This is a genomic window from Cupriavidus sp. H19C3 (assembly GCF_049393815.1).
Classification (GTDB): Bacteria; Pseudomonadota; Gammaproteobacteria; order Burkholderiales; family Burkholderiaceae; genus Cupriavidus.
Genome location: NZ_CP184985.1, coordinates 4,040,613 through 4,067,469, shown reverse-complemented (window position 1 = coordinate 4,067,469; position 26,857 = coordinate 4,040,613). Strand labels below are relative to the sequence as shown.

The 26,857-nt window shown below is 62.3% G+C and carries 26 protein-coding genes and 1 other RNA gene; 9 read left to right on the top strand and 18 right to left on the bottom strand.

What is annotated here, in order from left to right; genetic code table 11:
* Nucleotides 1–15 precede the first annotated feature (15 nt).
* The 11 genes from lapB to gyrA form a co-directional block, all read right to left on the bottom strand.
* Nucleotides 16–1,236 carry a lipopolysaccharide assembly protein LapB gene (gene lapB, locus DFLDMN_RS18755; RefSeq protein WP_423196355.1) on the bottom strand — a complete coding sequence of 407 codons (1,221 nt, stop codon included), beginning with the start codon at nt 1,234–1,236 and terminating at the stop codon, nt 16–18.
* A gap of 3 nt (nt 1,237–1,239) precedes the next feature.
* Complete coding sequence (locus DFLDMN_RS18750) at nt 1,240–1,590, bottom strand: LapA family protein (RefSeq protein WP_423196354.1); 351 nt, start codon at nt 1,588–1,590, stop codon at nt 1,240–1,242.
* 215 nt (nt 1,591–1,805) lie between these two features.
* On the bottom strand, nt 1,806–2,267 hold the full coding sequence (locus DFLDMN_RS18745; protein ID WP_423196353.1) for an integration host factor subunit beta: 462 nt from the start codon (nt 2,265–2,267) through the stop codon (nt 1,806–1,808).
* 30 nt (nt 2,268–2,297) lie between these two features.
* Nucleotides 2,298–3,992, bottom strand: coding sequence for a 30S ribosomal protein S1 (gene rpsA, locus DFLDMN_RS18740; protein ID WP_423196352.1), 1,695 nt, complete (start codon nt 3,990–3,992; stop codon nt 2,298–2,300).
* Nucleotides 3,993–4,182: 190 nt separating this feature from the next.
* Entirely contained in the window at nt 4,183–4,845 is a 663-nt protein-coding gene (cmk, locus tag DFLDMN_RS18735; RefSeq protein WP_423196351.1) for a (d)CMP kinase, read from the bottom strand.
* Nucleotides 4,846–4,958: 113 nt separating this feature from the next.
* The gene (gene aroA, locus DFLDMN_RS18730; RefSeq protein ID WP_423196350.1) at nt 4,959–6,272 is read right to left on the bottom strand and encodes a 3-phosphoshikimate 1-carboxyvinyltransferase; all 1,314 of its coding nucleotides are present in this window, start codon (nt 6,270–6,272) and stop codon (nt 4,959–4,961) included.
* Between the two features lie 2 nt (nt 6,273–6,274).
* Nucleotides 6,275–7,174 (bottom strand): prephenate dehydrogenase, encoded by a 900-nt coding sequence (locus DFLDMN_RS18725; RefSeq protein ID WP_423196349.1) that lies wholly within the window; start codon nt 7,172–7,174, stop codon nt 6,275–6,277.
* 45 nt (nt 7,175–7,219) lie between these two features.
* Nucleotides 7,220–8,347: a prephenate dehydratase gene (pheA, locus tag DFLDMN_RS18720; protein WP_423196348.1), complete on the bottom strand. Its 1,128-nt coding sequence runs from the start codon at nt 8,345–8,347 to the stop codon at nt 7,220–7,222.
* Nucleotides 8,348–8,415: 68 nt separating this feature from the next.
* A complete protein-coding gene (gene serC, locus DFLDMN_RS18715) occupies nt 8,416–9,582 on the bottom strand; it encodes a 3-phosphoserine/phosphohydroxythreonine transaminase (RefSeq protein WP_423196347.1) in 1,167 nt (388 codons plus the stop codon).
* 115 nt (nt 9,583–9,697) lie between these two features.
* Nucleotides 9,698–10,276, bottom strand: a complete 579-nt coding sequence (locus DFLDMN_RS18710) for a DUF2059 domain-containing protein (protein WP_423196346.1) — start codon at nt 10,274–10,276, stop codon at nt 9,698–9,700.
* Between the two features lie 81 nt (nt 10,277–10,357).
* Complete coding sequence (gene gyrA, locus DFLDMN_RS18705; protein ID WP_423196345.1) at nt 10,358–13,033, bottom strand: DNA gyrase subunit A; 2,676 nt, start codon at nt 13,031–13,033, stop codon at nt 10,358–10,360.
* Between the two features lie 433 nt (nt 13,034–13,466).
* On the opposite strand from gyrA, the gene ompA reads away from it, so the two are divergent.
* The 5 genes from ompA (at nt 13,467) to DFLDMN_RS18680 (ending at nt 17,527) form a co-directional block, all read left to right on the top strand.
* The gene (ompA, locus tag DFLDMN_RS18700) at nt 13,467–14,126 is read left to right on the top strand and encodes an outer membrane protein OmpA (RefSeq protein ID WP_423196344.1); all 660 of its coding nucleotides are present in this window, start codon (nt 13,467–13,469) and stop codon (nt 14,124–14,126) included.
* An 84-nt stretch (nt 14,127–14,210) separates the two neighbouring features.
* Nucleotides 14,211–14,972 carry a bifunctional 2-polyprenyl-6-hydroxyphenol methylase/3-demethylubiquinol 3-O-methyltransferase UbiG gene (gene ubiG / locus DFLDMN_RS18695; protein WP_423196343.1) on the top strand — a complete coding sequence of 254 codons (762 nt, stop codon included), beginning with the start codon at nt 14,211–14,213 and terminating at the stop codon, nt 14,970–14,972.
* Between the two features lie 4 nt (nt 14,973–14,976).
* On the top strand, nt 14,977–15,639 hold the full coding sequence (gene gph / locus DFLDMN_RS18690; protein WP_423196342.1) for a phosphoglycolate phosphatase: 663 nt from the start codon (nt 14,977–14,979) through the stop codon (nt 15,637–15,639).
* 61 nt (nt 15,640–15,700) lie between these two features.
* Nucleotides 15,701–16,059: a transfer-messenger RNA gene (gene ssrA, locus DFLDMN_RS18685) on the top strand.
* Nucleotides 16,060–16,243: 184 nt separating this feature from the next.
* Nucleotides 16,244–17,527, top strand: coding sequence for a tyrosine-type recombinase/integrase (locus tag DFLDMN_RS18680; RefSeq protein WP_423196341.1), 1,284 nt, complete (start codon nt 16,244–16,246; stop codon nt 17,525–17,527).
* Nucleotides 17,528–17,902: 375 nt separating this feature from the next.
* Here DFLDMN_RS18680 and DFLDMN_RS18675 read toward each other — a convergent pair whose 3' ends face one another.
* Nucleotides 17,903–18,526: a hypothetical protein gene (locus DFLDMN_RS18675; protein WP_423196340.1), complete on the bottom strand. Its 624-nt coding sequence runs from the start codon at nt 18,524–18,526 to the stop codon at nt 17,903–17,905.
* Between the two features lie 16 nt (nt 18,527–18,542).
* On the bottom strand, nt 18,543–19,304 hold the full coding sequence (locus DFLDMN_RS18670; RefSeq protein WP_423198502.1) for a hypothetical protein: 762 nt from the start codon (nt 19,302–19,304) through the stop codon (nt 18,543–18,545).
* On the opposite strand from DFLDMN_RS18670, the gene istA (DFLDMN_RS18665) reads away from it, so the two are divergent.
* Together istA (DFLDMN_RS18665) and istB (DFLDMN_RS18660) are read left to right on the top strand one after the other, a co-directional pair.
* Nucleotides 19,264–20,289, top strand: a complete 1,026-nt coding sequence (istA, locus tag DFLDMN_RS18665) for an IS21-like element ISOcsp1 family transposase (protein ID WP_423195247.1) — start codon at nt 19,264–19,266, stop codon at nt 20,287–20,289. The two genes, DFLDMN_RS18670 and istA (DFLDMN_RS18665), sit on opposite strands and share 41 nt — an antisense overlap.
* Nucleotides 20,286–21,059, top strand: coding sequence for an IS21-like element ISOcsp1 family helper ATPase IstB (istB, locus tag DFLDMN_RS18660; RefSeq protein ID WP_144817098.1), 774 nt, complete (start codon nt 20,286–20,288; stop codon nt 21,057–21,059). The genes istA (DFLDMN_RS18665) and istB (DFLDMN_RS18660) overlap by 4 nt, the downstream gene beginning before the upstream one ends.
* Before the next feature lie 15 nt (nt 21,060–21,074).
* On the opposite strand, the gene DFLDMN_RS18655 is transcribed toward istB (DFLDMN_RS18660), so the two are convergent.
* Entirely contained in the window at nt 21,075–21,299 is a 225-nt protein-coding gene (locus tag DFLDMN_RS18655) for a hypothetical protein (protein ID WP_423196339.1), read from the bottom strand.
* Nucleotides 21,300–21,413: 114 nt separating this feature from the next.
* On the opposite strand from DFLDMN_RS18655, the gene istA (DFLDMN_RS18650) reads away from it, so the two are divergent.
* Both istA (DFLDMN_RS18650) and istB (DFLDMN_RS18645) read left to right on the top strand, forming a co-directional pair.
* Nucleotides 21,414–22,427, top strand: a complete 1,014-nt coding sequence (gene istA / locus DFLDMN_RS18650; protein ID WP_423198292.1) for an IS21 family transposase — start codon at nt 21,414–21,416, stop codon at nt 22,425–22,427.
* Nucleotides 22,424–23,203, top strand: a complete 780-nt coding sequence (istB, locus tag DFLDMN_RS18645; protein WP_423196338.1) for an IS21-like element helper ATPase IstB — start codon at nt 22,424–22,426, stop codon at nt 23,201–23,203. The genes istA (DFLDMN_RS18650) and istB (DFLDMN_RS18645) overlap by 4 nt, the downstream gene beginning before the upstream one ends.
* Before the next feature lie 141 nt (nt 23,204–23,344).
* On the opposite strand, the gene DFLDMN_RS18640 is transcribed toward istB (DFLDMN_RS18645), so the two are convergent.
* From DFLDMN_RS18640 to DFLDMN_RS18625, 4 genes are all read right to left on the bottom strand, one after another.
* Nucleotides 23,345–24,613, bottom strand: a complete 1,269-nt coding sequence (locus DFLDMN_RS18640) for an IS256 family transposase (protein ID WP_025647994.1) — start codon at nt 24,611–24,613, stop codon at nt 23,345–23,347.
* Complete coding sequence (locus tag DFLDMN_RS18635; RefSeq protein WP_423196337.1) at nt 24,549–25,628, bottom strand: hypothetical protein; 1,080 nt, start codon at nt 25,626–25,628, stop codon at nt 24,549–24,551. Before DFLDMN_RS18635 ends, DFLDMN_RS18640 begins: the two co-directional genes overlap by 65 nt.
* Before the next feature lie 28 nt (nt 25,629–25,656).
* Nucleotides 25,657–26,025, bottom strand: coding sequence for a hypothetical protein (locus DFLDMN_RS18630; RefSeq protein WP_423196336.1), 369 nt, complete (start codon nt 26,023–26,025; stop codon nt 25,657–25,659).
* 339 nt (nt 26,026–26,364) lie between these two features.
* Nucleotides 26,365–26,856, bottom strand: coding sequence for an immunity 42 family protein (locus DFLDMN_RS18625; protein ID WP_423196335.1), 492 nt, complete (start codon nt 26,854–26,856; stop codon nt 26,365–26,367).
* Nucleotide 26,857: the final 1 nt, after the last annotated feature.

Here is a 26,857-nt window from a genome sequence, read left to right as displayed (position 1 = left end):
CAAGCAGGGGCCGGGTCAGCCGAGGGCCTCGGACCGGCGCGGCGCATAGGTTTCCCAGCGGTTGCAGCCTGGGCACTGCCAGTAGAACAGCCGCGCCCGGAAGCCGCATTCGCGGCAGGTATAGCGAGCGAGGTTACGTGTACGCAGTTGCAGCAGATCTCGAATCGCGGCGGTCTCCCTGGCTTGCGCCTGCAAGGCCGTGTCGCCGCCGGCGGTCGCCTCGCTGGACGCGACCTCTTCCACCAGCTCCGCTGCGGCGGCCTGCGCCTCGAAATACCTGGTCAGCGCCAGCAGCGTCGGCTGGCGGCGCAGCTGTTCGCGCATCAGCGCGGCAGCGGCTACGGCGCCGTTGGCTTCGAGCTCGGCACGGTACGCGGTATCGAGCAGCTCGGCCGCGAGGTTGCCCTTGAGCAGGCCGCGCAGCCAGTCGAGCGCGCGCCCCTGCTCGTTGAGGCTGCCATACGCCTTGACCACGCGGTCAGCCACCAGCGGCAGGTAGGATGCGTCCTGGGTCTCGATGCCGAGCCAGTGCCCGAGCGCGCCGCGCGCATCGCCGGCGGCCATCGCCACATCGCCGAGCAGGATCGGGGCACGCACATTGGCGGGATTCTCCACCGTGGCCTTGCGCAGCCATTCGACCGCATCGTCGGGACGCTTGCGTTGCAGCGCGTCCTGCGCGAGCTCGCAGCAGAACTGCGCGATCTGCACGCGATAGTCTTTCTGTTCGAGCGTCTGCAACTCGCGCGCGGCATCGATCGCCTTCTGCCATTCCTTCTCGACTTCGTACAGTTCGAGCAGCACGCGCTTGGCCGAGGCCGCATACGGACCGGACATCAGCCGGCGCAGCGATTCCTCGGCGCGGTCGAGCAGGCCCGCGCGCAGAAAGTCCTGGCCAAGTTCGTAGAGCGCATGCTCGCGCTCGGGCTCGGGCAGGTCGGGACGCGTGGCGAGGTTCTGGTGCACGCGGATGGCGCGCTCGGTTTCGCCGCGGCGGCGGAACAGCGCGCCCAGCGCAAAGTGGAGTTCGGTGGTTTCCGGATCAAGGCGGGCCACCTCGATAAAGGCGTCGATCGCCTTGTCCGGCTGCTCGTTGAGCAGGAAATTGAGGCCCTTGAAGTACGAACGCGGCAACGCGCCCTGCTCGCTCATGAGCTGACGCAGGTCGAAGCGCGCGGCCATCCAGCCGAGAAAAAAGACAAGTGGCAGCGCCAGCAGCCACCAGGTTTCGAACATCATGGCTCAGACCTTCGGGCCAGCTACGTTATAGGGAACGCCCGGCCTGGCCTCGCGCGGCGGCGGTCCGGCCGGATTGGGACGCTCGGCCGCCGGGGATGGCATCTGGGCGCGGGCCTCGGCCAGCGCGCGACGCAGGCGTGCGGCCTCCATGCGCTGCCGCATCAGGCCCGGCGCCACCGCGGCCAGGCCGGCCACGATACCGAGGCCAAACGCCGCCAGCAGGATCAGGATCAGCGGCGCATGCCAGACGGCGCCGAAGAACAGCTGGAGCGTGGCGTCGTCGGTATTGCGCAGCGCGAGCACGAACAGCAGGGCGAACAGGACGATACGGATAATCCAGGCGACAAGTTTCATGCGGTGGCGGCAAACGGGAGAACTGCGGGGACGCACCGCATACGCTGCGCGTATCGGCGAATTCCCGGCATTGTAGCGGAATCACCTCACGCAAACGGTAACCGGATGCTGCACCGCACTCCGTGCCACCGCCCACGGAGCGGAAAAGAAAAAGCGCTCCCGGAGGAGCGCTTTCCCACAGACAGCCTGTGTCGCGAGGCTGGCGTCGAGGCGTGTCAGGACCGCACCAGGTTGAGCTGGCTGTCCTCGTCACGCGAACCGGCTTGCGCCGGCGGCACCACGGTGGCGGCCTTGCCGTTGCCGTGGAGCGTGGCGCTCACGGACCCACCGACTGGACCACCAACGGCGCCACCAACCGCACCGCTCGCCCCGCCCGACGCGGTGCCATCGGCTGGCACCGGACGATCGACGCGCTCGCGCAATTCCTTGCCCGCCTTGAAGTGCGGCACCCGCTTTTCAGGTACCAGCACGCGTTCGCCGGACTTGGGATTGCGCCCCACGCGCGGCGGCCGCCGGTTCAGACCAAAGCTGCCGAAGCCGCGAATCTCGATGCGATGGCCATCGGCCAGCGCCTCCGACATCGCGTCGAGAATCGTTTTCACCGAGATGTCCGCATCCCGCAGCAATAACTGCGGAAAGCGGGCAGCCAGTTTTTCGACGAGCTCGGACTTGGTCATGGCGGTTCCGCGCGGGGTTCGGACCTGCGATTACTGGTTGTCCTGGCCGAGCTTGGCCTTCAGCAGCGCGCCCAGGTTGGTCGTGCCAGCCGTGCCGGTGTCGGCCTGGAACTTCTGCATCGCTTCCTGCTGCTCTGCGCTGTCCTTGGCCTTGATCGACAGGTTGATGTTGCGGGCCTTGCGGTCGACGTTGACCACCAGCGCGGTGATCTGCTCGCCTTCCTTCAGCACGTTGCGGGCGTCTTCCACGCGGTCCGCGGAGATTTCCGAGGCACGCAGGTAGCCTTCCACGTCGTCAGCCAGCTGCACCACGGCGCCCTTGGCATCCACCGACTTGATGGTGCCCTGCACGATCGAACCCTTGTCGTTGGCCGAGATGAAGTTGTTGAACGGATCGCCCGACAGTTGCTTGATGCCCAGCGAGATGCGTTCCTTGTCGACGTCGATGCCCAGTACCACGGCTTCCACTTCGTCGCCCTTCTTGTACTTGCGAACGGCTTCCTCGCCAGCTTCCTGCCACGACAGGTCGGACAGGTGCACCAGGCCGTCGATACCACCGGGCAGGCCGATGAACACGCCGAAGTCGGTGATCGACTTGATCTGGCCGGTCAGCTTGTCGCCCTTCTTGTGGTTGCGGCTGAAATCGTCCCACGGATTGGCCTTGCACTGCTTCATGCCCAGGCTGATACGACGCTTGTCTTCGTCGATATCGAGCACCATGACTTCGACTTCGTCGCCCAGCTGGACAACCTTGGACGGGGCCACGTTCTTGTTGGTCCAGTCCATTTCCGACACGTGCACCAGGCCTTCGATGCCGGCTTCGATCTCGACGAACGCGCCGTAGTCGGTCAGGTTGGTCACCTTGCCGAACAGGCGGGTGCCTTGCGGGTAACGACGCGAGATGCCGACCCACGGATCTTCGCCCAGTTGCTTCACGCCCAGCGAGACGCGGTTCTTTTCCTGGTCGAACTTGAGAATCTTGGCGGTGATTTCCTGGCCAACCGACAGCACTTCGCTCGGATGGCGGACACGGCGCCAGGCCAGGTCGGTGATGTGCAGCAGACCGTCGATGCCGCCGAGGTCGACGAATGCACCGTAGTCGGTGATGTTCTTGACGATACCGTTGACGATCGCGCCTTCCTTCAGCGTTTCCATCAGCTTCTGACGCTCTTCGCCCAGCGTGGCTTCCACCACGGCGCGGCGCGACAGCACGACGTTGTTACGCTTGCGGTCGAGCTTGATGACCTTGAATTCGAGGGTCTTGCCTTCGTACGGCGTGGTGTCCTTGATCGGACGCACGTCCACGAGCGAGCCCGGGAGGAAGGCACGGATGCCATTGACCATCACGGTCAGGCCGCCCTTGACCTTGCCGGTCACGGTACCCGAGATGATTTCGCCGTCTTCCAGCGCCTTCTCGAGGTTGAGCCACGATGCCAGGCGCTTGGCCTTGTCGCGGGAGAGAATCGTGTCGCCATAGCCGTTCTCGAGCGCGTCGATGGCTACGGAAACATAGTCGCCGGCCTGCACTTCGAGTTCGCCCTGGTCGTTCAGGAACTCCTCCACCGGCACAAATGCCTCGGACTTCAGGCCGGCGTTGACGACCACGAAGTTGTGGTCGATGCGCACCACTTCGGCGGAAATCACTTCGCCAGCCTTCATATTGGAGCGGGCGATCGATTCCTCGAACAGTGCGGCAAAGGATTCGTTGGTTTGCAGGTCGGACATAAACGTAAGTTAGCAATCCGCGGTACACCGGCCGGCGCGACCATCGCGCTCAGTCTGCCGTGTGCAGCGGGGTAAGGTTGGTCAACATCCGCATGCCACATGGATCCAGGAAGAACCATGCATGGCCGCATGCGGACACCGTCGGTGCCGGCTGGCCTCCTTCAGTTTGCAGCGCCTGCCTGACGGCCGGTCACTGCCTGATGGCGGCGAACCACTCCAGCACCTGCGAGACTGCCTGCTCCACCGTCATTTCGGAGGTATCGAGCAGCTTCGCATCTTCGGCGGGACGCAGTGGCGCGGCGGTACGGGTACGATCCCGCGCGTCGCGCGCCTCGAGGTCACGCAAAAGGTCTTCGATATTAGCAGAAATTCCCTTATCAATCAATTGTTTATAGCGCCTCCGGGCGCGCGCTTCGACACTCGCGGTCAGGAACACCTTGAGACGGGCGTCCGGAAAGATCACCGTGCCCATATCGCGGCCGTCGGCCACCAGCCCCGGCAGCTTGCGGAAGTCGCGCTGGAGCTGGGTCAGCGCGTCGCGCACCGGCTGGTGCACGGCAATCGCGGAGGCGCGATTGCCCACTGCCTCGGCGCGGATTGCCTGGCTGACTTCCTCGCCAGCCAGCCACACCCGGTCCGGGCCGAACTTCACGTCGAGGCGGGCGGCCATTCCCGCGAGGGCCGCCGCATCCTGCGGATCCACTCCGGCTCGCGCGCTGGCGAGCGCCACCAGCCGATAGAGCGCCCCACTGTCGAGCAGATGGAATCCGACGGCGTCGGCCACCTTGTGCGCCACCGTGCCCTTGCCGGAGGCAGTTGGCCCATCTATGGTGATGACGTCGATAATAGTCATTCTTTATTTATAGATCCCACGGGGTCTCCCCTCGCGTGCAATGTTTGCCGACCGCGACACCCTGCCGCGACGCTGTGCCGCCCACCACCTGCCACCCACAACTTGCCGCGAAACTACCGCGAAACGCCGGCGAAGACGGAAAAATACTCGGGAAAGGTCTTGGCCACGCAGCCCGGCTCGTTGATGCGCACCGGCAACGGGCCGAATGCGGCGAGCGAGAAGCACATGGCGACCCGATGGTCATCATAGGTGTCGATGCCCTCGGCGGGGGTGCGCCATGCGTCGGCGGACGCCGGCGGCGTCACGCGCAGGTAGTCCGCACCCTCCTCCACCGTGGCGCCGAGCTTGCGCAGCTCGGTGGCCATGGCGACGATGCGATCGGTTTCCTTGACGCGCCAGCTGGCGATATTGGTCAGCGTGGTGGTGCCCTCGGCAAACAGCGCGGCCACCGCCAGCGTCATCGCCGCGTCGGGGATATGGTTGCAGTCGAGCTCGATGCCGTGCAGGCGGCCATCGTCGCGCTCGGTGCCACGCACCTCGATCCAGTTGTCGCCGGCCATGACGTTGGCGCCCATGCGGTTGAGCGCGTCCGCGAAACGCACGTCGCCCTGGATACTGGCCATGCCCACGCCTTCCACGCGCAGCGGTCCGCCACCGATCGCTCCGGCCGCCAGGAAGTACGACGCGGTGGACGCATCGCCCTCCACATAGATCTCACCCGGCGAGCGGTACTGCGCGCCGGCCGGCAGGATAAAGCGTTCCCAGCCCTGGCGCTCGACCGTGATGCCGAAGCGCGCGAGCAGGTTCAGCGTGATCTCGATATAGGGCTTGGAGATCAGCTCGCCAACCACCTCGATCTCGATACGGCCACTCGCTGCGGTGGCCATCGGCAGCGTCATCAGCAACGCGGTCAGGAACTGGCTGGACACGTCGCCGCGTACGCGGATCGGCGCATCGATGCGAATCTGCGCCGGACGAATCTGGAGCGGCGGATAGCCCGGGGTGCCAAGATAGTCGACCGCCGCGCCGACCTGACGCAGCCCGTCGACCAGATCGCCGATCGGCCGCTCGTGCATGCGCGGCACGCCGGACAGCTCGTAGTGCCCGCCCTGCAGCGCCAGCGCCGCCGTCAGGGGCCGGATCGCGGTACCGGCGTTGCCCATGAACAGCTCCGCGGACTTGTTCGGGAAGTCCCCCCCCACGCCACGCACGATGCAGTCGTTGCCTTCGCGGCGCCACGTCACGCCCAGCACGCGCAGTGCCTCCAGCATGACGCGCGTGTCGTCGGAATCGAGCAGTTCGCGCACACGCGTCTCGCCCGTGGCCAGCGCGGCCAGCAGCAGCACGCGGTTGGAGATGCTTTTCGAGCCCGGCAGGCGGACCGTGCCGGTGGCACGGGTCAGGGGGCCCAGCGTGAGGTGTTCCATGATCAGGGTTCGACGTTGTTGATGGTCGCGCGCGTGGCGCCCCATTTGAGCCGTGCGGCGCTGGCCCGCGCGAAGATGCGTTCCAGCGCCGCGCCATCGCCATTGCGGATCTGCGTGCGCAGGTGGCCGAGCACCGCCTCGTAGGTATCGAGTTCGCGCAGCAACGCGTCCTTGTTGGCGATGCAGATATCGCGCCACATCTCCGGCGACGAGCCGGCAATGCGCGTGAAATCGCGAAAGCCGCCACCGGCGAAATCGAGCTTCATGGCGGCATCCTCGGCGTTGGCGACCTGCGCCACCAGCGCGAACGACAACAGGTGCGGCAGATGGCTGACCGCGGCAAAGACCGCGTCGTGCTGCACCGCCGAGATCACGTGGCAGTCGGCCCCGGTCGACTCCCACATCGCGCGCACCGCGGCCACATCGGCACGGCTGTTCTCCTGCAGCGGGCACAGCATGACCTTCTTGTGGAGATAAAGGTCGTTGAGCGCAGCTTCCACGCCGCTGAGCTCGCGGCCCGCGATCGGATGCGCGGGCACGAACTGCGCGACCTTGTCGCCCAGCGCGGTCTTGGCCGCGACGATGACGTCGCTCTTGGTACTGCCCACGTCGGTGACGATGGTGCCTGCGCCGAGGTGCGGTTCCAGCGCATGCAGGATGGCAAAGTTCTGCGCCACCGGCGCGCACAGCACGATGACGCCGGCGCCGGGCGCCGCGGCTTCCACCGAAGGCGCGATCTCGTCGATCACGCCAAGGCGCTGCGCGATCTCGAGCGCCTCGGGCGAGCGGTCCACGCCGACCACGGTGCCGACCACACCCGCGCGCTTGAGCGAGAGCGCCAGCGATCCGCCGATCAGGCCGACGCCGACAATGACAACACGGGGAAAATGCAGGGCGCTCACGGCATCAGTCCGACACGGCGGGGGTTGAACGAAAGGATCGGCATTCTACTTGCTCGACGGATACGACCCCAGCACCTTCATGTACGCGGCATTGCGGCGCAACTCTTCCAGCGCGCGCGCGACCGGCGCATCGTGCTGATGGCCCTCGACGTCGACATAGAAGTAGTACTCCCACGCCCCGCTGCGCGCGGGGCGCGATTCAAAGCGGCACATCGACACGCCGTTGGCCGCCAGCGGCGCCAGCAACTGGTACACCGCGCCGGCCGTGTTGGGCACCGACAGGATCAGCGAGGTCTGGTCGCTGCCCGACGGCTCGGTCTCGTAGCGGCCGATCACGGCAAAGCGCGTGCGGTTATGCGGATCGTCCTGGATATGCGTGCGCACGATATGCAGGTGATAGCGGTTGGCGGCGGCTTCGCCGGCAATCGCCGCCACGGTCGGATCTTCGCTCGCCATGCGCGCGGCCTCGGCATTGCTCGATACCGCCTGGCGCTCCAGATGCGGGTAGTTCGCGGTCAGCCAGTGCTGGCATTGCGCGAGCGCCTGCGCGTGCGCGCGCACCACCGTCACGCCGCGCATGTCCGGGGTCGACGCCATCAGGTTGTGGTGGACCTTGAGCGCGATCTCGCCGCTGATCTTGAGCGAGGTCTGCAAGAACAGATCGAGCGTGCGCGACACCGCGCCCTCGGTGGAGTTCTCCACGGGCACTACGCCATATTCGACGGTACCGGCCTCCACCGCGCGAAACACCTCGTCGATGCTCGGGCAGGGCACCCCGGTCACCTCATGGCCGAAGTGCGCGTACAGCGCCTGCTCCGAGAACGTGCCGGCCGGCCCCAGGAAGGCGATCTCGAGCGGCTTTTCGAGGCCGCGGCAGGCCGACATGATCTCGCGCCAGATCGACCCCACGCTTTCGCCAAGCAGGGGACCCTGGTTGGCGCCCTGCACCTTGCGCACCACCTGCAGCTCGCGCTCGGGACGGAAAATCGGCGCGCCATACTTCTTCTTGACCTCGCCCACGTCGAGCGCGAGTTGCGCGCGGCGGTTGAGCAGCGTCAGCAGTTCGCGGTCGACCGCATCGATCTGCTGGCGCAGCGGCGCCAGGTCCGCCGACAGGGCCTGTTCCTGCGCGCTCGGGCCGGCGCTGGTGTCTTGCTTGTGTTCGCTTGTCATGATGGGAACCTGCTCGGCCATGCGCCGGGCATGGCCGTGGGGGAATCAATCGAGCGCGCCGCCGCCGCTCAGGCCGACGTGCGTTCGAACTCGCGCATGAACTCGATCAGCGCGGATACGCCTTCCAGCGGCATCGCGTTGTAGATGCTGGCGCGCATTCCGCCCACGGACTTGTGGCCCTTGAGCTGTACCAGGCCATTCGCGCGCGCCTGGGTCAGGAACGCTTCGTTGCGCGATTCGTCGCGCAGGAAGAACGGTACGTTCATGCGCGAGCGGCAGCTGGGATCGATCTCGTTACGATAAAACTGGCTCTGGTCCAGGAAGTCGTACAGCGCGCGTGCCTTGGCGATATTGCGTTGTTCGATCGCCGGCACGCCACCCTGGCGCTTGAGCCATTGGAATACCAGTCCCGCGATGTAGATCGCATACGTGGGCGGCGTGTTGTACATCGAGTTGTGCTCGGCGATCAGGCGCCAGTTGAAGGCCGACGGGCAATGCGGATGGGCAAAGCCGAGCAGGTCTTCCCGCACGATCACGATGGTCACGCCGGCCGGCCCGATATTCTTCTGCGCGCCGGCATAGACCACCTGCACGCGCGACCAGTCGATCGGACGCGACAGGATATGACTCGACGCATCGGCCACGACGATGCGGCCCTTGTCATGGGTACCGGTCTGTCCGACCTCGGGAATGTCGTGGAATTCCACCCCGACGATGGTCTCGTTCGTGCAGAGATGCAAATAAGCGGCATCATTCGAAAGCTGCCACGAGGCCACGTCCGGAATGCAGGTGAACTTGCGGTCGGCGCTCGACGCGGCGATATTGACCTCGCCATAGCGGCGCGCTTCCTGCTCGGTCTTGACCGACCAGGTGCCGCTCACCACGAAATCGACCTTGGGAAGCTCGGCATCGACGCGACGGATCAGGTTGAGCGGGACGATCGCGTTCTCGCCGATGGCGCCGCCCTGCAGGAACAGCACGCGGAAATTGTCCGGAATGCGCAAGAGCTCGCGCAGGTCGGCCAGCGCGGCATTGTGAATGCTCTCGAATTCCTTGCTGCGGTGGCTCATCTCCATGACCGACACGCCCTTGCCCTGCCACGACAGCATCTCCTCGGCGGCCTGTTGCAGGACCTCGGCGGGCAGCGCGGCGGGGCCCGGGGAGAAGTTGTACACGCGCTCGGCCAATGCTCGCTGCATGATGCCGGCAAGGGCGGGGGTCTGGGGATCGTTCATGGAGGGGGGAAAGAAAAATGGCTGCCGGATGAAACCAGGCAGCCATTATCCCTCAAACCCGTGTGCCGTTGGACATCGCGGCCAAACTGGGCCGCCCGGCGGGCCGATCAGCGCATCACTTCTTGGAAGCGGCGGCGATTTCCTTCTCGGCGGCGTCGCGCATCGACTTGCCGACTTGCGGGCCATACTTCTGCATCATCGAACCCCAGATTTCCTGGGTCGCCTTGCCCTGGTTGGCCATGAACTTCTGGCCCGTCGGCGACTTCAGGAACGTGGTCAGGTCCTTGATTTCCTGCGTGCTGTAGTACTTGCCGAACGCATCGTAGTGGGCCTTGATGGCGTCCTGGCGGAAGGCGTCGGTGTTGAACTGCGTGCCGGCGCCATCGACCATGCGCTGGACCGCGCCGTTCTTCTTGAGCTTCTCGACGGCGGCCTGCTTGTCCTTGTCGCTCAGCGTCTTGTTCTCGACCAGTACCTGCTCGAGTACCAGCGGGGCTTCCTGCTTGGCGCCGGCCTGCCAGTTATCGGCCTGGCCCTTGACAGCCTGGTCGGCCTGCATGACGGACAGCAGTTCCTTGATGGCCGCGGTCTTGTCCTTGTCGGCACCGGCGTCCTGCGCATGGACGCCCTGCGCGACCATGAACGCCGGAACGAAAGCAGCCAGAACGGCAATACGTCGATAGGTTTTGAGCATTATGACTCCCTGGAAAATATGTCCCGTTAGTCCGGCGCCCCCGTGGTGAGTTCCGGGGCGCCGTCCCACTGTTGCATCTGATTACGATTCGGTATCCGCTTCGGGAGCGCTGGCGGCGCCATCGACGGCTTCCGCTTCGTCCGCGCCGCCGCTGTCGGCGTCGCTCTCCACGATACGCTGGAGGCCCGACAGGCGCGTGCCCTCGTCCACGTTGATCAGCGTGACACCCTGCGTGGCGCGACCCATCTCGCGGATTTCCGCCACGCGCGTGCGAATCAGCACGCCACCGGTGGTGATCAGCATGATCTCGTCTTCCGGTGACACCAGTGCGGCGGCCACCACACGGCCATTGCGCTCGCTGGTCTGGATCGCAATCATGCCCTTGGTGCCACGGCCGTGTCGAGTGTACTCGGTGATCGGGGTGCGCTTGCCGTAGCCATTCTCGGTGGCGGTCAGCACGCTGCCCACCGCGGCGGCTTCGCCGCCCTCCGTGCCTTCGGCGCCCTCGGCGGTTTCCGCCGGCGCCACCAGCATGGCAATCACGGTCTGGCCCTCGTCGAGGTTCATGCCGCGCACGCCGCGCGCCTGCCGGCCCATCGGACGCACATCGTTTTCGTCGAAGCGCACCGCCTTGCCGGCATCGGAGAACAGCATCACGTCATGCTGGCCATCGGTCACCGCGGCGCCGATCAGGTAATCGCCCTCATCGAGGTCCACGGCGATGATGCCGGCCTTGCGCGGATTCGAGAACTCGGTGAGCGCGGTCTTCTTGACCGTGCCACGCGCGGTGGTCATGAAGATGAAGTGCTCGGCGTCGAATTGCCGCACGGGCAGGATCACATTGATCTTCTCGCCTTCGGACAACGGGAACATGTTGACGATCGGACGGCCACGCGAGTTGCGCGAACCCTGCGGGACCTCGTAGACCTTCAGCCAGTACAGGCGGCCGCGGTTCGAGAAGCACAGGATATAGTCGTGCGTGTTGGCCACGAACAGCGTGTCGATCCAGTCGTCTTCCTTGGTCGCGGTGGCCAGCTTGCCGCGCCCGCCGCGCTTCTGCGCGCGGTACTCGGAAATCGGCTGGCTCTTCATATAGCCGCTGTGGGACAGCGTGACCACCATGTCCTGCGGCGTGATCAGATCCTCGGTGTCGAGTTCGGTCGCGTTGAGCTCGATCTGCGAGCGGCGCTCATCGCCGAATTCCGCGCGGATCGCGGTGAGTTCGTCGGAGATGATGGTGGTAATGCGTTCCGGCCGCGCGAGGATATCGAGCAGATCGGCGATGATCGCCATCACCTCGCGATATTCCTGGACGATCTTGTCCTGTTCGAGGCCCGTGAGGCGTTGCAGGCGCATCTGGAGGATTTCCTGCGCCTGGCTGTCGGAAAGTCGATACAGCCCGTCCGGCTGCATGCCGAATACCGCGGGGAGGCCATCCGGACGATAGGAGGCACGCCCCCCCGGCGTATCGCTTTCGGCACGCGCGAGCATCTCTCGCACGAGGCCCGAGTCCCACGACTTGGCCATCAGTTCCTGCTTGGCGATCGGCGGCGTCGGCGCGGCCTTGATGATCGCGATGAACTCGTCGATATTGGCCAGCGCCACGGCCAGGCCTTCCAGCACATGGCCGCGTTCGCGCGCCTTGCGCAGTTCGAACACCGTGCGCCGGGTCACCACCTCGCGCCGGTGCGAGAGGAAGGCGTCCAGCATCTGGCGCAGGTTAAGCAGCCGGGGCTGGCCGTCGACCAGCGCCACCATGTTCATGCCGAACGTGTCCTGCAGCTGCGTATTCTTGTAGAGATTGTTGAGGACGACCTCGGGCACCTCGTTGCGCTTGAGCTCGATCACCACGCGCATGCCGGACTTGTCCGACTCGTCGCGGATATCGGAAATCCCCTCGACCTTCTTCTCCGTGACCAGCTCGGCAATGCGCTCAAGAAGTGTGCGCTTGTTCACTTGATACGGCAGTTCGTCGACGATGATGGCCTGACGCTGACCGCGATCGATGTCTTCGAAGTGGGTCCTCGCACGCATCACCACGCGACCGCGGCCGGTGCGATAGCCCTCGCGCACGCCCTGGATGCCATAGATGATGCCGGCGGTCGGAAAATCGGGCGCCGGCACCAGTTCGATCAACTCGTCGACGGTCGCTTCCGGATTGCGCAGCAGATGCAGGCAGGCATCCACCACTTCATTCAAATTATGCGGCGGAATATTGGTCGCCATACCGACCGCAATACCCGACGAGCCATTGATCAGCAAATTGGGAATTCGCGCCGGGAGAATACCGGGTTCTTTTTCGGAGCCATCATAGTTAGGCTCGAAATCAACGGTTTCCTTGTCGATATCGTGCAGCATTTCATGCGCGATCTTCGACAGGCGAATTTCCGTATAACGCATGGCCGCGGCGTTATCACCGTCGACCGAGCCAAAATTGCCCTGACCGTCCACCAGCATGTAGCGCAGCGAGAAATCCTGCGCCATGCGGACGATGGTGTCGTAGACCGCGATATCGCCGTGCGGGTGATACTTACCGATCACGTCGCCGACAATACGCGCCGATTTTTTATAAGGGCGATTCCAGTCGTTATTGAGCTCATGCATCGCATAGAGCACGCGTCGGTGTACTGGTTTCAGGCCGTCCCTGACATCGGGAAGCGCGCGCCCGACGATAACGCTCATCGCGTAATCCAGATAGGAGCGGCGCATTTCCTCTTCCAGCGAGACCGGAAGAGTTTCTTTGGCGAATTGATCCATTGCGGCGTGTTTATGCGGCAGGTTTAAGCGAAAGATGCCCGATTCCCGCTCGGCCGCGAGGGGCCTGCGGGGGATGGGCAACGTGCCATTCTATCACGCGCGACAACCCCTTCCCGACCCCCTTCCGCAGGCCCTCGGAGGGGCTCCGCGGGAGCGCGTGCCATCGCCGGCAAGCCAGACGGGACAAGGGTTTGCGGGCATCGCAAGGGCGATGTTGCACAAACACCACAGGCCCAAAACGCGGTGGTTGAATCGAATATATTTACTTCTTAGGAAACGAGCCTTGTGGCACAATTCCCCAGCGAAGAGCCAGACGTTGTTCGAAGTGGAGCATCCACCACATCGAGAATGTTATACTCCGAAGAATGTATGACTTGTTTTCGTCCATTTGCTCGCAGTAACCCTGCGGTGATCTCATCCTGAGAGGAGAAATATGAAAAAATTTGCCAAGCTCGCGCTCGTTGCAGCTACCGCAGTAATGGCTGCATCCGCTCAAGCCCAATCCGTTCCCTACGAAAAGAAGGCAGTGAACGACAACTGGGGCAACGGTACGAGCGAGTACGTGTGGAAGAATGGCACGAACGAGCTCTGCTGGCGCGACAGCTCCTGGACCCCGGCAACGGCCAACGCCCTGTGCGATGGCGCGCTGGCTCCGGCCGCAGTGACCCCGCCGCCCGCTCCGGTCGCTCCGGCAGCCCCGGTGGTTTCGAGCGAGAAGGTCACCTTCGCTGCTGACACCCTGTTCGACTTCGACAAGGCTGTCCTGAAGCCCGAAGGCAAGGCCAAGCTGGACGACCTGGTCTCGAAGCTGCGTGGCATCACCCTCGAAGTGATCATCGCCGTGGGCCACACCGACTCGTTCGGTTCGGACCGCTACAACGACCGCCTGTCGATCCGTCGTGCGGAATCGGTCAAGGCCTACCTGGTGAGCAAGGGCGTGGAAGCCAACCGCGTCTACACCGAAGGCAAGGGCAAGCGTCAGCTGAAGGTCGATCCGAAGTCGTGCAAGGGCAACCGCACCGCCCAGATCGCCTGCCAGCAGCCGAACCGCCGCGTGGAAGTCGAAGTGGTCGGCACCCGCAGCGCCCGTTAATCGGAACCCTTCCGATGAAGAAAGCCCAGCGCGAGCTGGGCTTTTTTTTTGGTAAAGTTGCCGCAAACCCTTCTTCGAGACACGATGTCGTCCGTCGCCGCTTCCGCTGCCCCCGCCTCCGCCCATCCCGCTGTCGACCCCACGTCCGGCCGCAATGCCGATCCGAAGGAGATCGACAAGTTCAGCGAGCTGGCCCACCGCTGGTGGGATCCGAACAGCGAGTTCAAGCCGCTGCATGACCTCAACCCCTTACGGCTCGGCTGGATCGACGGGATTGCGCGGCTGGCCGGCAAGCAGGTGGTCGATGTCGGTTGCGGGGGTGGCATCCTGTCCGAGAGCATGGCCCGCGCCGGCGCCACCGTGCGCGGCATCGATCTCTCGAAGAAGGCCCTCAAGGTGGCGGACCTGCACAGCCTGGAGTCGGGCGTGGCGGTCACCTACGAGGAAATCCCGGTCGAGGACCTGGCGGCGCGCGTGCCGGCCAGCGTGGATGTCGTGACTTGCATGGAGATGCTGGAACATGTACCCGATCCGGCCTCGATCGTGCGTGCCTGTGCGACGCTCGTGCGTCCCGGCGGCCACGTCTTCTTCTCGACCATCAACCGCAACCTGAAGGCCTACCTGCTGGCCATCGTGGGGGCGGAATATGTGCTCAACATGCTGCCGCGCGGCACCCACGACTACGACAAGTTCATTACCCCGTCCGAGCTCGCGCGATTCGCGCGCATTGCCGACCTGGAGCTGGTCGACATGCGCGGCATGACCTACAACCCGCTGACGCAGGTCTATGCGCTGGGGCGGGACACCGATGTCAATTACATGATGGCGTTCCGTCGTGCCGGCTGAATCCATGCGCAGCTTCGACGCGGTCTTCTTCGACCTGGACGGTACGCTCGCCGATACCGCGCCCGACCTCGCCGCCGCGGCCAACCGCCTGGTGGTGGAGCACGGCCGGGCACCGGTGCCGTATGAAACGCTGCGCCCGGTGGCATCGCATGGCGCACGCGGGCTGATCGGCGCGGCCTTTGGCAAGACGCCGCAGGATCCGGATTTCCCAGCCCTGCGCGACACCTTCCTGGACTATTACGAGGCCGATATCGCGGTCCATACGCGCCTGTTCGACGGCATGGACGACGTGCTGGCACGGCTCGAGGCGGCCGACATCCGCTGGGGCATCGTCACCAACAAGATCGCCCGCTTTACCGTTCCGCTGGTGGCCGCGATCGGGCTGACGCCGCGCGCCGCCGCGGTGGTCAGCGGCGATACCACCCCGCATGCCAAGCCGCACCCCGCGCCGCTGCTCCATGCGGCAGAGGTCAGCGGCGTGGCGCCCGCGCGCTGCGTCTACGTGGGCGACGACCTGCGCGACATCCAGGCCGGCAAGGCTGCGGGCATGGTCACCGTGACCGCCGCGTACGGCTATTGCGGCGAGGGTGCGCCGCCCGAAACGTGGGGCGCGGACCACCTGATCCGCCACCCCGGCGAACTGATCGCATTGCTCGCACTCTCTTGAATTGCCCGGCGGTGTCCACACATACGGAACCGAAGCGGGTACAATGCGTCTTCTTCTTACTGGGGCCGACCTGGTTTCGACGTGGGTTGCGAAGCAGTGAGGGCATACCGAGGACCCGTCACCTCGTTAATCAATGGGAATGCAATAACTGCTAACGACGAACGTTACGCACTGGCAGCCTAAGGGCCGCCGTCCTCGCACTGGCTCGCTGACGGGCTAGGGTTCGCAAGAACCAGCGAGGTCATTTACGTCAGATAAGCCCCGTGGGTGTCACGACTACGGGGACGAAAACCTAGTGACTCGCCGTAACAGAGCGTGTTCGTCCGCGCTGCGACGGTTAAATCAAATGACAGAACTAAGTATGTAGAACTCTCTGTGGAGGGCTTGCGGACGCGGGTTCGATTCCCGCCGGCTCCACCAATACACTGTCCAGTGACGTCCGCTGGAATCCAAAATCCCCAAGGAAATCAAGGCCTTGGGGATTTTTTTCGTCCAAAACTGTCCGAGAGCATCCAACAGCATCCGCCCACTAGTGGGGTGTTCGTAGGGGTAGATTTGCAAAATCATACCCCTAGGAAAAATTCTACCCCTACGATTCGACAGCATGCCTCGCAAGATTGCGCCACTATCCGACATCGAGTGCCGCAACGCCAAGCCTCGCGAAAAGCTTTACAAGATGGCCGACGGCGGCGGACTGTATTTGGAAGTTTCCCCAACCGGTGGCAAGCACTGGCGCATGAAGTATTACTTCGGCGGCAGAGAAAAGCTTCTTACTATCGGCCCCTACCCTCGCGTCGGTCTGGCGGCCGCTCGGAAGAGCCGCGAAGCCGCAAAGGACCAGATCGACGCCGGGCTCGATCCTTCTGGCGAACGTAAGGCTCAGCGGCTGACGGCCAAGCTCGCCGCGAACACAACCTTTGAAGGCGTTACGCGAGAGTGGTTCGCACGCGAAAAGCAAACCTGGGTGGAGAGCCACGGCACTCGCATTCTGCGTCGCTTCGAGCGAGATATCTTCCCTCACATCGGCAACCGCCCAATCGCAGCGCTAACCACGCCGGAGGTACTGGCTGTGCTACGCAAGATCGAGGAGCGCGGAGCAGTGGAAACCGCACATCGCGCTAAGTGGGACTGCTCTCAGGTCTTCCTGTATGCCATTGAGACGGGCCGCGCCGAGCGAAACCCCGTTGAGACCATGAGTCGCGGGGCACTGAAATTGCCGACGACTCGCAACCATGCCGCCATCATCGATCCGCAGGCGATTGGTCAACTCATCCGTTCCATCCGTGGCTACAAGGGTTCGCAGATTGTCCGTGCAGCCCTACAGCTCGCACCGCTGGTTTTCCTTCGTCCCGGCGAACTGCGACAAGCACAGTGGATAGAGTTTGATCTTGATGGCACGGGCCGCTTCGGTGGGACTGAGCCCATGTGGGAAGTTCCGAATGAGCGCATGAAACGTCCGAAGGAAGAAAAGCAACTGAGCGGCGGCCACCTCGTACCTCTGAGCCGCCAGGCCGTGCAGATCTTGCGCGAGCTACAACCGCTTACCGGTAGTGGTCGCTATCTATTTCCTTCACCTCGAACTAGAGAGCGCCCTCTTTCGGATAACGGCGTACTGTCTGCACTGCGGCGTATGGGCTATACCGGCGAGGAGATGACTGGTCACGGGTTCCGGGCGATGGCACGCACCGCGCTGGCAGAACGCGTCAGGGTGGATGAGCGATTCATCGAACTACAACTTGCGCATGCAGTTCGCGACTCGAATGGGCGGGCCTATAACCGTGCTTCTTTCCTGGAAGAGCGTACAACGATGATGCAGGACTGGGCAGACTACTTGGATGGACTTGCTGACGGTGCGACGGTCTTGCCGCTACGGCAAGTCGCGGCATGAGCAAATGTGCAGGTCTCAGCCACACGAGGACAAGTGAGTAGGTGCACTGCGCTACGCAGGCATAACGATCGCTGTATTCAGCCGATGCTCTAGTGCCTAGCGCAGCCCTATTAACCGAGAGACGATGGCCGAATCGACCATTAACCGTAATAGGCATCCGGCGACTAGCAGCGGTCTTTCAAAGCCGGCCTTTGACAAACGTAGATGTCCACGGTGACGCGCGACTAGCCGAGCTCTTCAGCACTTGGCCGCGCGCCACACGTGCGCTACCAACGGGGGGGCGGCATGGACGAGATATCGCTTGAACTACAGCCGCGGGCATTAAGGCAGCACAGCGCCGAACTGTGAGTCAGTCCTGGTTCACTGACGTCTGAGCTACTCAGCTTCGGCAGCCGGGCGCGGCCGGCCTGGCGCCCTCGCAGCGCGCGCGGCCCTTGATGCGGGGGCTATCCGTGACTGGAATAGGCCCGCCGAGAAGAACATGCGTGATCCGTATTTCTCAAACGGATATCGCGCGATGCGTTCATCGATGAATGTCTCCAAGTCCGGCACCGTGCGATTCAGATAGGACTTGGATTCCGACGTCTCCTCGGTCACCAGCAACTTGCATACGACACCCTCTGGCGATACCACAGAAGCCTCGGTATGAAGCTGTTCGGCGATTGAATCGACACGCGCTCGCGACCAGATTCCGAGCCGTGCAACGGCTGGCTTTACCTGCTCAGCGCGGAAAATCCTCTCCTGGTCAAAGGCGCCGGTTTTGACCTCACAGATCACGGCGACGACCTGCTCGAAGGGCAGACGATCCGTCAGAAACGGGTCCCAGTCAACCGGCTGCCCACCAACCTCTTCGAAGACGTGCGGAAACCTGACAGCCAGCACGTCAATGTCTGAGCGATGCTGTGCCGCCGGATGGCGATGGACGACGAAATTGGTTAATGGGAAGAAACCATTGAGCCGAAGGTACCAATAAACTAGTTCTTCACTCGAATTCATCATCAATCTCCCGTTGCCGCTACGTCCGACGCTTGCGGATCGCTGCAATCCAGGTCTCGAGCGCTTCGATGTCCGCCTTCAACTCGGCTGAACCCGGCACCGGTGCTCGGTCCGCAGCGGCCTTATCATGGCCCGGTAGCCATTTCGAGCATTTTCCCATCCCGACTTCGATAGCACCATAGTCGGCGGCGTCGATGTCGACCACTTTCAGCCGCTGCGTCTGTACGCCGACCTGGAAGCGTTCGACCACGTTGTTGAGTAGGACCTCCTCGATTGCCCGTTCCCAGGCCTCGCGCAGAAGCCCGTACAGGTACTTGGCTTCCTTCTCATACTTGTCCTGCTGACCTTCACGCTCCAGCTTGTCAACGGCCTGCCACTCGCTCTTAATGTAGCCAATCTTTTTCTTGACCGGCATCGCGACCCAAGGCAACTCCTCAGTGCAGACCCCAGCGCCTTGCGGCTGATGGCGGACGTGTTGATCCAGTTGCTCGACGGCCTCCGCCTCCGCATACTGCTTGAGCAGCAGAAGAAAGACCACATCGTGGGTAAACACGATGACTTGTCGTTTCTTCGCCTCCTCAACCAACCGGCGCGCCACTCCATCGCGCCAGCGAAAGTCCAGGGAGGAAACAGGATCGTCGAAGACGATGTTGCGCGCAGAGTAAAACTGGGCCACTTCGCGCAAGGTAAATCTGAACCACTTTTCCGTACAGTCTGCCTTTTCCGCGCGAAGGCCGACGATGCTTTTGAAGGAACAGTGGATGCAGATCCATGTGCTCAAGGCCCAAGGGCTGTCGCTGCGCGAGATCGCGCGACGGCTGGGCGTCTCTCGCAATACCGTAACTCGCTACTTGGCTGCGGACGATGTCCCCCGTTACAAGCAGCGTGAGGCTCGCCCGACCAAGCTCGACCCGTTTCACGATTACATCCGCGAGCGCATGCAAGCTGCCTTTCCGGATTGGATCGCGGCGCCCGCGCTATTGCGCGAGCTAAGAGCGCGAGGCTATCAGGGACAGCTGCGCAGTCTCCAAGCCTTCATGCACGCGCATAAGCCTTTGCAAGCGGCTGATCCGATCGTGCGGTTCGAGACCGCGCCGGGTCATCAGATGCAATGCGACTTCGTCGTCTTTCGCCGTGGCGCTGACCCGCTTTACGCTTTTACCGCGACTCTGGGGTTCAGTCGCTGGCGCTGGGCCAGATTCACCACGAACGAGCGGGCGGAAACGCTGATGACCTGCCATCACGCACTGTTCGAGACGTTGGGCGGGGTTCCGCGGGAGATCCTGTACGACAACGCCAAGACTATCGTCGCGTCGCGCGATGCTTACGCAGAGGGCCATCACCGCTGGCATCCCGGCCTCCTGGACCTTGCCAAGCGTTATGGATTCATTCCCCGCCTCTGTCGTCCGTATCGTGCCCAAACCAAAGGCAAAGTCGAACGCTTCCATCGGTACCTGCGTGGCAACTTCTACGTGCCGTTGACCAGTTGGTTGAAGCAGTCGGGCCTGGTGCTGGACGTCGATACAGCTAACGCCGAAGTCGGCAAGTGGCTGCGCGACGTGGCGAACCAGCGTGTGCATCCGGTAACCGGATACGCGCCAGCGGAGTTGTTCACTCAGCGAGAGCGCGCGTTCTTGCGTGAGCTGCCAGCATTCTCCCAGCCCTCCCAGCTCACGAAGGTCACACAAGCTGCTCCGTCGCTGGACGCCACGCTGCAACACCCCCTGTCGGTCTATCAGCAACTTTTGACTGAGGTACGAGCGTGAACCTGCAACAGGAGCGAATTGATGCCCATTGCCAGACGCTCAAGCTCGAGGGCTTGATGCAGGCATACCGCGCAATGGCCAGTGACGCGGTGAACAAGGACTGGAGCTTCATGGACTATCTGGAGCACGTGCTGGAACATGAGCGTGATACCCGCCAAGTCCGCTCACGCCAGACGCTGGTTCGCATGGCCGGGTTCCCAGCGGTCAAGACGCTGGACGAGTACGACTACGGCTTTGCTGTGGGAGCGCCTCGGAAGTTGATCGACGAACTGGCGACGCTGCGGTTCATCGAACGCAGTCAGAACGCCGTGTTGCTTGGTCCCTCCGGCGTCGGCAAGACTCATCTGGCGATTGCCATCGGATACGCCGCCACACAAGCCGGGATCAAGACCAAGTTCATCACCGCCGCCGACCTCATGCTGCAACTCGAGGCCGCCAGGCGTCAGGAGCGATACGACGCCGTCCTGCGACACAACATCCTCGGCCCACGCCTGCTAATCGTTGACGAGATCGGCTACTTACCCCTGTCCGGCGACCAAGCCAGCCACTTCTTCCAGATCGTCGCCAAGCGATATGAACGCGGCTCCATGATCCTCACCAGCAATCTTCCCTTCACCCAATGGGATCAGACCTTCGGCGGCAATACCACGCTGACTGCGGCAATGTTGGACCGGATACTGCATCACGCGCACATCGTCCAAATCAAAGGAGATAGTTATCGGCTGAAACAGCAACGCAAGGCCGGCCACGTGCCCGCCACGAAGAACTAATCAACTGGTTCACATTTACTTTGCGCGCGGGCGCGCGAAGTGGCTCAGATTTGGGCTGCGCTTGACAACGATGCCCGATGGATCGTCAGCGGTGCTCAGCTCGGCAAAGAATGCAGCGATGGATAGGGTTCGCTGCTCCCCCTCGCTGACGACCTTGGGCAGGTTGACACCAGGCGCACGGGTCAGCACGAGCTTGTGATAGAGCACTCCCTCAGCACCACCTGCATCTTTCAGCTCCACTTCGACATGGCGAAAGCCGAGCTTGACTGTTAGCGCCGATGTAAAACTGACCCCCTAGCGCCGAAGTAAAACTGACCCACCTGAGCGAGCATGGCAGCTTTTTCAGGGCTGCCAATGCTGACTCAGGAGCAAGCAGTGGAGATACGAGTATTGGCCCGAAGGGGCGAGAGCGTCAGAGCGATCGCCAAGCAATTGGAGTGCTCTCGCAACACGGTACGCCGGTACCTTCGAGACGACGGGGCACAACGATATGGACCACGTGAGCCCCGTGCCTGTAAGCTCGACGAGTACAAGGGGTACCTGCAGGAGCGGATCGAGCAGGCTCGCCCCCGATGGATTCCGGCAACCGTGCTGCTGCGTGAGATTCGCGAGCGCGGATATACCGGCGGAATCAGCCAGCTCAAGGCATGGGTAGCGCCATTCAAGACGAGCGAGCCCGAACCCTTGGTCCGGTTCGAGACGGCGCCAGGCAAGCAGATGCAGGCCGACTTCACCTATGTCCGCCGTGGCCGTGACGCTCTGCTGGCGTTCGTTGCCACGATGGGCTACAGCCGAGCGAGCTTCGTAAAGTTCGTCGCCGCGTCCGGCGAGGATGCTGGCACGCTCTGCACAGGCTTGCGCGAAGCCTTCGACTACTTCGGTGGCGTGCCCGAGCACGTGTTGTTCGACAACACCAAGGCAGTGGTCATTGAGCGCGATGCATACGGCGAAGGCCTGCACCGATGGAACAGCGACTTGCTAGAGTTGGCCGAAGCCTGCGGCTTCACGCCGAGGCTGTGTCGGCCTTATCGCGCCAAGACCAAGGGCAAGGTGGAGCGCTTCAACGCTTACCTCAAGGGCAGCTTCGTGGTACCACTGGCGGCAACGGTGGAAGCCAGCGGACTTCGTCTGGATGCGAACCTGGCCAATGTGCACGTCCGCCGCTGGCTCGACGAAGTCGCGAACGCCCGCATCCACGCCACCACCAAGGCGGTGCCCGCCGTGATGCTGGAGCAGGAACGAGCGGTCATGCTTGCGGCGCCAGCTCTCAAGGCCGTTCCGCCAGAACGTCAGCGCGTGGCCGTGCCGGTGGAGAGCTTGCAGCACCCGTTGGCGGTGTACGACGCATTGCTGGAGTTGGCCCGATGAGCTTGCAACATGACCGTATCGTCGCGCTGTGCGACCAGCTCAAGTTGGCACGTCTCGCCAGTGACTGGGCAGCGCTGGCGCAGGATGCAGCGCGGCAGGAGAAGAGTTTCGCCGACTTCCTTGAAGCCGTGCTCACCGGCGAAGTGCAGGCACGCGAGGAGCGCAAGCGCACCACGCTGAGTCGGCTGGCAACGATGCCCGCCATCAAGACGCTGGAGCAGTTCGACTGGACGCAGGCCGCGGGAGCACCCAAAGCCCAAATTATGGAGTTGGGCCATCTGACGTTTGTCGAGCGTGCGGAGAACGTCGTGCTCTTAGGCCCCAGTGGCGTGGGCAAGACACACATTGCACTGGCCCTGTGTCAGCGCGCGGTGATGGCGGGACACAAGGCACGGTTCATCTCCGCGGCCGATCTGATGATGCAGTTGGCAGCAGCCAAGGCTCAGGGCCGGCTACGAGAGTACTTCAACCGAGCGGTGCTGGGGCCAAAGCTGTTGGTGATCGACGAGATCGGTTACCTGCCATTCGGGCGTGATGAGGCCAATCTGTTCTTCAACGTAGTGGCAAAGCGCTACGAGCGCGGATCGATGGTCCTGACGAGCAATCTGCCATTCACGCAATGGTCAGGTGCGTTCGCCGACGATCAGACCCTGACCGCTGCCATGCTTGATCGCCTGCTGCATCATGCGCACATCGTTCAGATCATGGGCGAGAGCTTCCGTCTCAAGGACAAGCGCAAGGCGGGTCAAACGACCAGGAGAGCCCCGCTGACTTAATAAACGGGGTCGCACTATGGTGCGGCCAGTGGCCTGGGTGGGTCAGATTTACTTCGGCGATCTCAGCCAAAGTGGGTCAGATTTAGATCGGCGTTGACGGACGTGTCAGGAATTTCGTGTGCTGAGGTCGGTTAAAAGATCTCAGCTGATGGCGGCGGTGAATCGCTCGCCGAACAGAATGGCGAACTGATTGACTGCTTGCCGCCAGGTGATAGGCGGCATCTTCCAATCCTTTTCGATGTTGCGCAAGGCCAGAAACAGCAGTTTGCTGGCGGCTTCGTCGCTCGGGAAGTGGCCGCGGTTCTTGACGATCTTGCGCAACTGCATGTGCATGCTCTCGATGGCGTTCGTCGTATATACGATTCGACGCACCTCGGGCGGATAGGCGAAGAAGGGGATCACCTGTTCCCATTGGCGCTGCCACATGGCCGCGACGGTAGGGAATTTGCGCCCCCACTCGCTCTGCGCAAAGGCGTCGAGCGCCGCTGCCGCCGCCTCGGCCGTGGCGGCCTGATAGATCGGCTTGATCGCGGCAGCCAGCGACTTGCGGTCCTTCCAGCTCGCCAGATTCAGCGAATTGCGGATCAGATGCACGATGCAGGTCTGGATTTGGGCGGCCGGATAGACCGCCTCGATCGCTTCGGGGAAGCCGCGCAAACCATCGACCACCGCGATCAGGATGTCGTGCAAGCCGCGGTTCTTCAACTCGTTGAAGACCTTCAGCCAGAACTTGGCGCCTTCCGTTTGCTCGATCCACAAACCCAGCACTTCCTTGCGGCCGTCGGCGCGGATGCCCAACGCCAGATAGACCGCCTTGTTCTTGACCGTGCCTTCGTCGCGGATCTTCAGCCGCAGCGCGTCAAAGTACACGATCGGATACATGGCCTCGAGCGGGCGTTGCTGCCATTGCTCGACGTCGGCCAGCACCTCGTCGGTGACCGTGGAAATCAGATCGGGCGACACCTGCAGCCCGTACAGTTCCAGCAGATGGCCCTGAATCTCGCGCACGCTCATGCCGCGCGCATACATGCTGATGACGTGGTCGTCGAAGCCCGGCAGCCGGCGTTGATACTTGCCGACCAACTGCGGCTCGAACGTCGCCTGCCGATCGCGTGGAATATCCAGCGTCAGTTCGCCGTTGGGCGTGAGGACCGTCTTGCGGCTTGTGCCGTTGCGGTGGTTGCCCGCCTTGCCTTGCTCGGCCTCGGTTTCCAGATGGTGGCTCAACTCGGCCGCGAGCATGCGCTCGGCCAGTTGCTTCTTGAGCTGGCCGGCCAAGCCCGATTCGCCCAGGATCGACTCGGCATCCTTGCTCTGCACCTGGGCAAGCAGTTGATCGATCAGCTCATCGGGGAACAGCTTCGGCGCCTTCGGGTTCTTGCTCTTCTTGGTCACGGTTGCATCGGTCATAGGACGTTATTTCCGTTATCGTCTCATGGCCTCGGCACACTAAAAATCTGACAGGCCCGCGTTGACACTTGACCAACTCCTCGGCGAAGCTCTTCTTCAATTGCTGCGTTACGACCGCCTTTGTGACAGCCGTGCTCTTCTGGGTTACGGCATTGAAGTTGGTGTCAGTCACGCATTGCCCGTAAGCGGCGAGCTTACGCTTGCGCTCGATCTCACTCACAACCAACTGTTCGTTTTCGGACAGGAGCTTGCGGGCTTTCAGCTCCTGAAGCTCGTTCGTGATCTTTCTGCGTTCAGCGACAACGTCTTGCGCCCCAAGCGCGGCCACCCTTTCCTCGAGCTGCCCCTTAAGAGCTTGAACGACAGGGCTTACGACTGTGAGGTTTGGGCGGTCCGATGCGATGTCCACATTGTCCGCCAAGGCACTCGTCACAGCGTCCCTACGGCGCTCGTTTTCTTCAATTGCTCTTCGCACGCCGGTGACAAGCTCCTCATGGTCGATTGCAAGCTCCGTGAGCGTTGCTTCGACTGCCTCTGTCGAAGTGTTGAGTTCGCTGAACGCTTGCCGCAAGCGTGAGTACCTCTCCCGCAAATTGCGCAGCTCCTGCTCGACGGGCGAGGTAACAAAGGCCTCAAAACTCTGCAGTCGTTCGGCCGCATCGGCCTCAAAGCCCTGCTGGCACAGTACGCAGCGCGCCTCTGCATCAACAACTGGAAAAGGTTGTCCGGGATAGGCATGTTCATGCGAAAACGTGCGGGCTGCCTCCCACATCTCCTTCCAAGGCTCAGCCCCTGTTCCAGACAGCAGACCCTCGACGAACGTCGCCTCCTTCTGCCTCCGAGCAGCTTCACTTTTTCGCTTGCCTTCCGTTCGGGCATCCAGCACTGCGGCAATCGCTTCGTCCGACAACTCCCGCTCCACCGTCTGCACATGAACAAGGAGTCCCTTGACCCGGCCGAGCCGGTTGGTCAGTTGCTGCCGTACCTTGACGGGATCATTGGCGTTGAGGTCCACAAGGGACTTTTCCAGAGTCGCCAGCCGCTCAGTCTCTTCGGGCGACAGACGCGACAAAGCATGGACGGCCTCGATCCGCCATCACGGTGATGGCCTTCGGGCCTGTCCACGCGCCGCCACCAATGCCGAGCACGTGAGAAATCTGGAGTTTGAGGACTTTGGCGCCATTGGGATCGACGCCTGATTCGATCGTCCCTGCACTGCCCTTGTTGCGTTTGCGCAGGACTTCGCCGACGTGGTTTGCGAGCATGTCTTCGATATGGCATTCGGTTTTGACTCGTTCAACCACTTCGGCGCCGGGGGCGTAGGTGATGGGGGTTTCCAGAACGACGGATTGCGAGGCGGCCACGGCGGTGGCGCTTGACAGGGATAGGGCTGCGAAAAGGTAGGACTTCATGTTGGAATTGGCGAATCGGAACTACGAGTGCGGTAGTGTCGTGTGTTCGTGGCGCGGCTGTGAGGCTCTTAGAAGCCTGGCTAGCCTTGTAGCGCTCGGAGGAACGCCAAGCTCTTATCGGTCGGAATATAAACGACACTTGGAATATCGATATTTTAAAAAATAAGACCATGCACGATAATTCCGGGGCCAAAATAGTGCAAGTTGCTGGCGAGAGACTACATAAATAACAACTCGATGACATCAATTTTGAAAACCAAGCGCACTTTGCGCACCAAATTTTCCACGTATTTTAATAACCTCTCAAACGAGAGATATCAGGGACCCCAAAATAATAATTCATCCGTTATTTTTTTGATACGCCTCGAATATATCAACGATATCTCTCACGACGCCCTGGACTTCGCCGCGCTTGAGTAAAAATTCACTAATTCTTGAATCCAATTTTTCATTGGACCAGATCAATTTCGCATCATCTCCGGATTCGATGAGGAAGATCTTATGACCATCATCCAAAAGGCTTCCTACCGCAACCAGATGCTTATAGTCACTTTCCGTTGCGCTCGAATCCGTACCTGGAAAAGCCCTTTTTGAAAGTTCTGCATAGGAAACTGACACTGGCAATTCGTAGAGAATTTTATCTTCAACACTTCCTTTCATGCAATTCATCACGGAAAGCAGGCTGATATCGCTATCGAGTGTCGCATTCAACGACCAGATCAGCGTACCGCCTATAAAATAGGAGAAGCATCCGTTCTTGAAGTGCTCTGTCGACCATGAATCGACGGCATCACACCAAATCGCGAAACTATCGGGATTTCCCACAAGCATT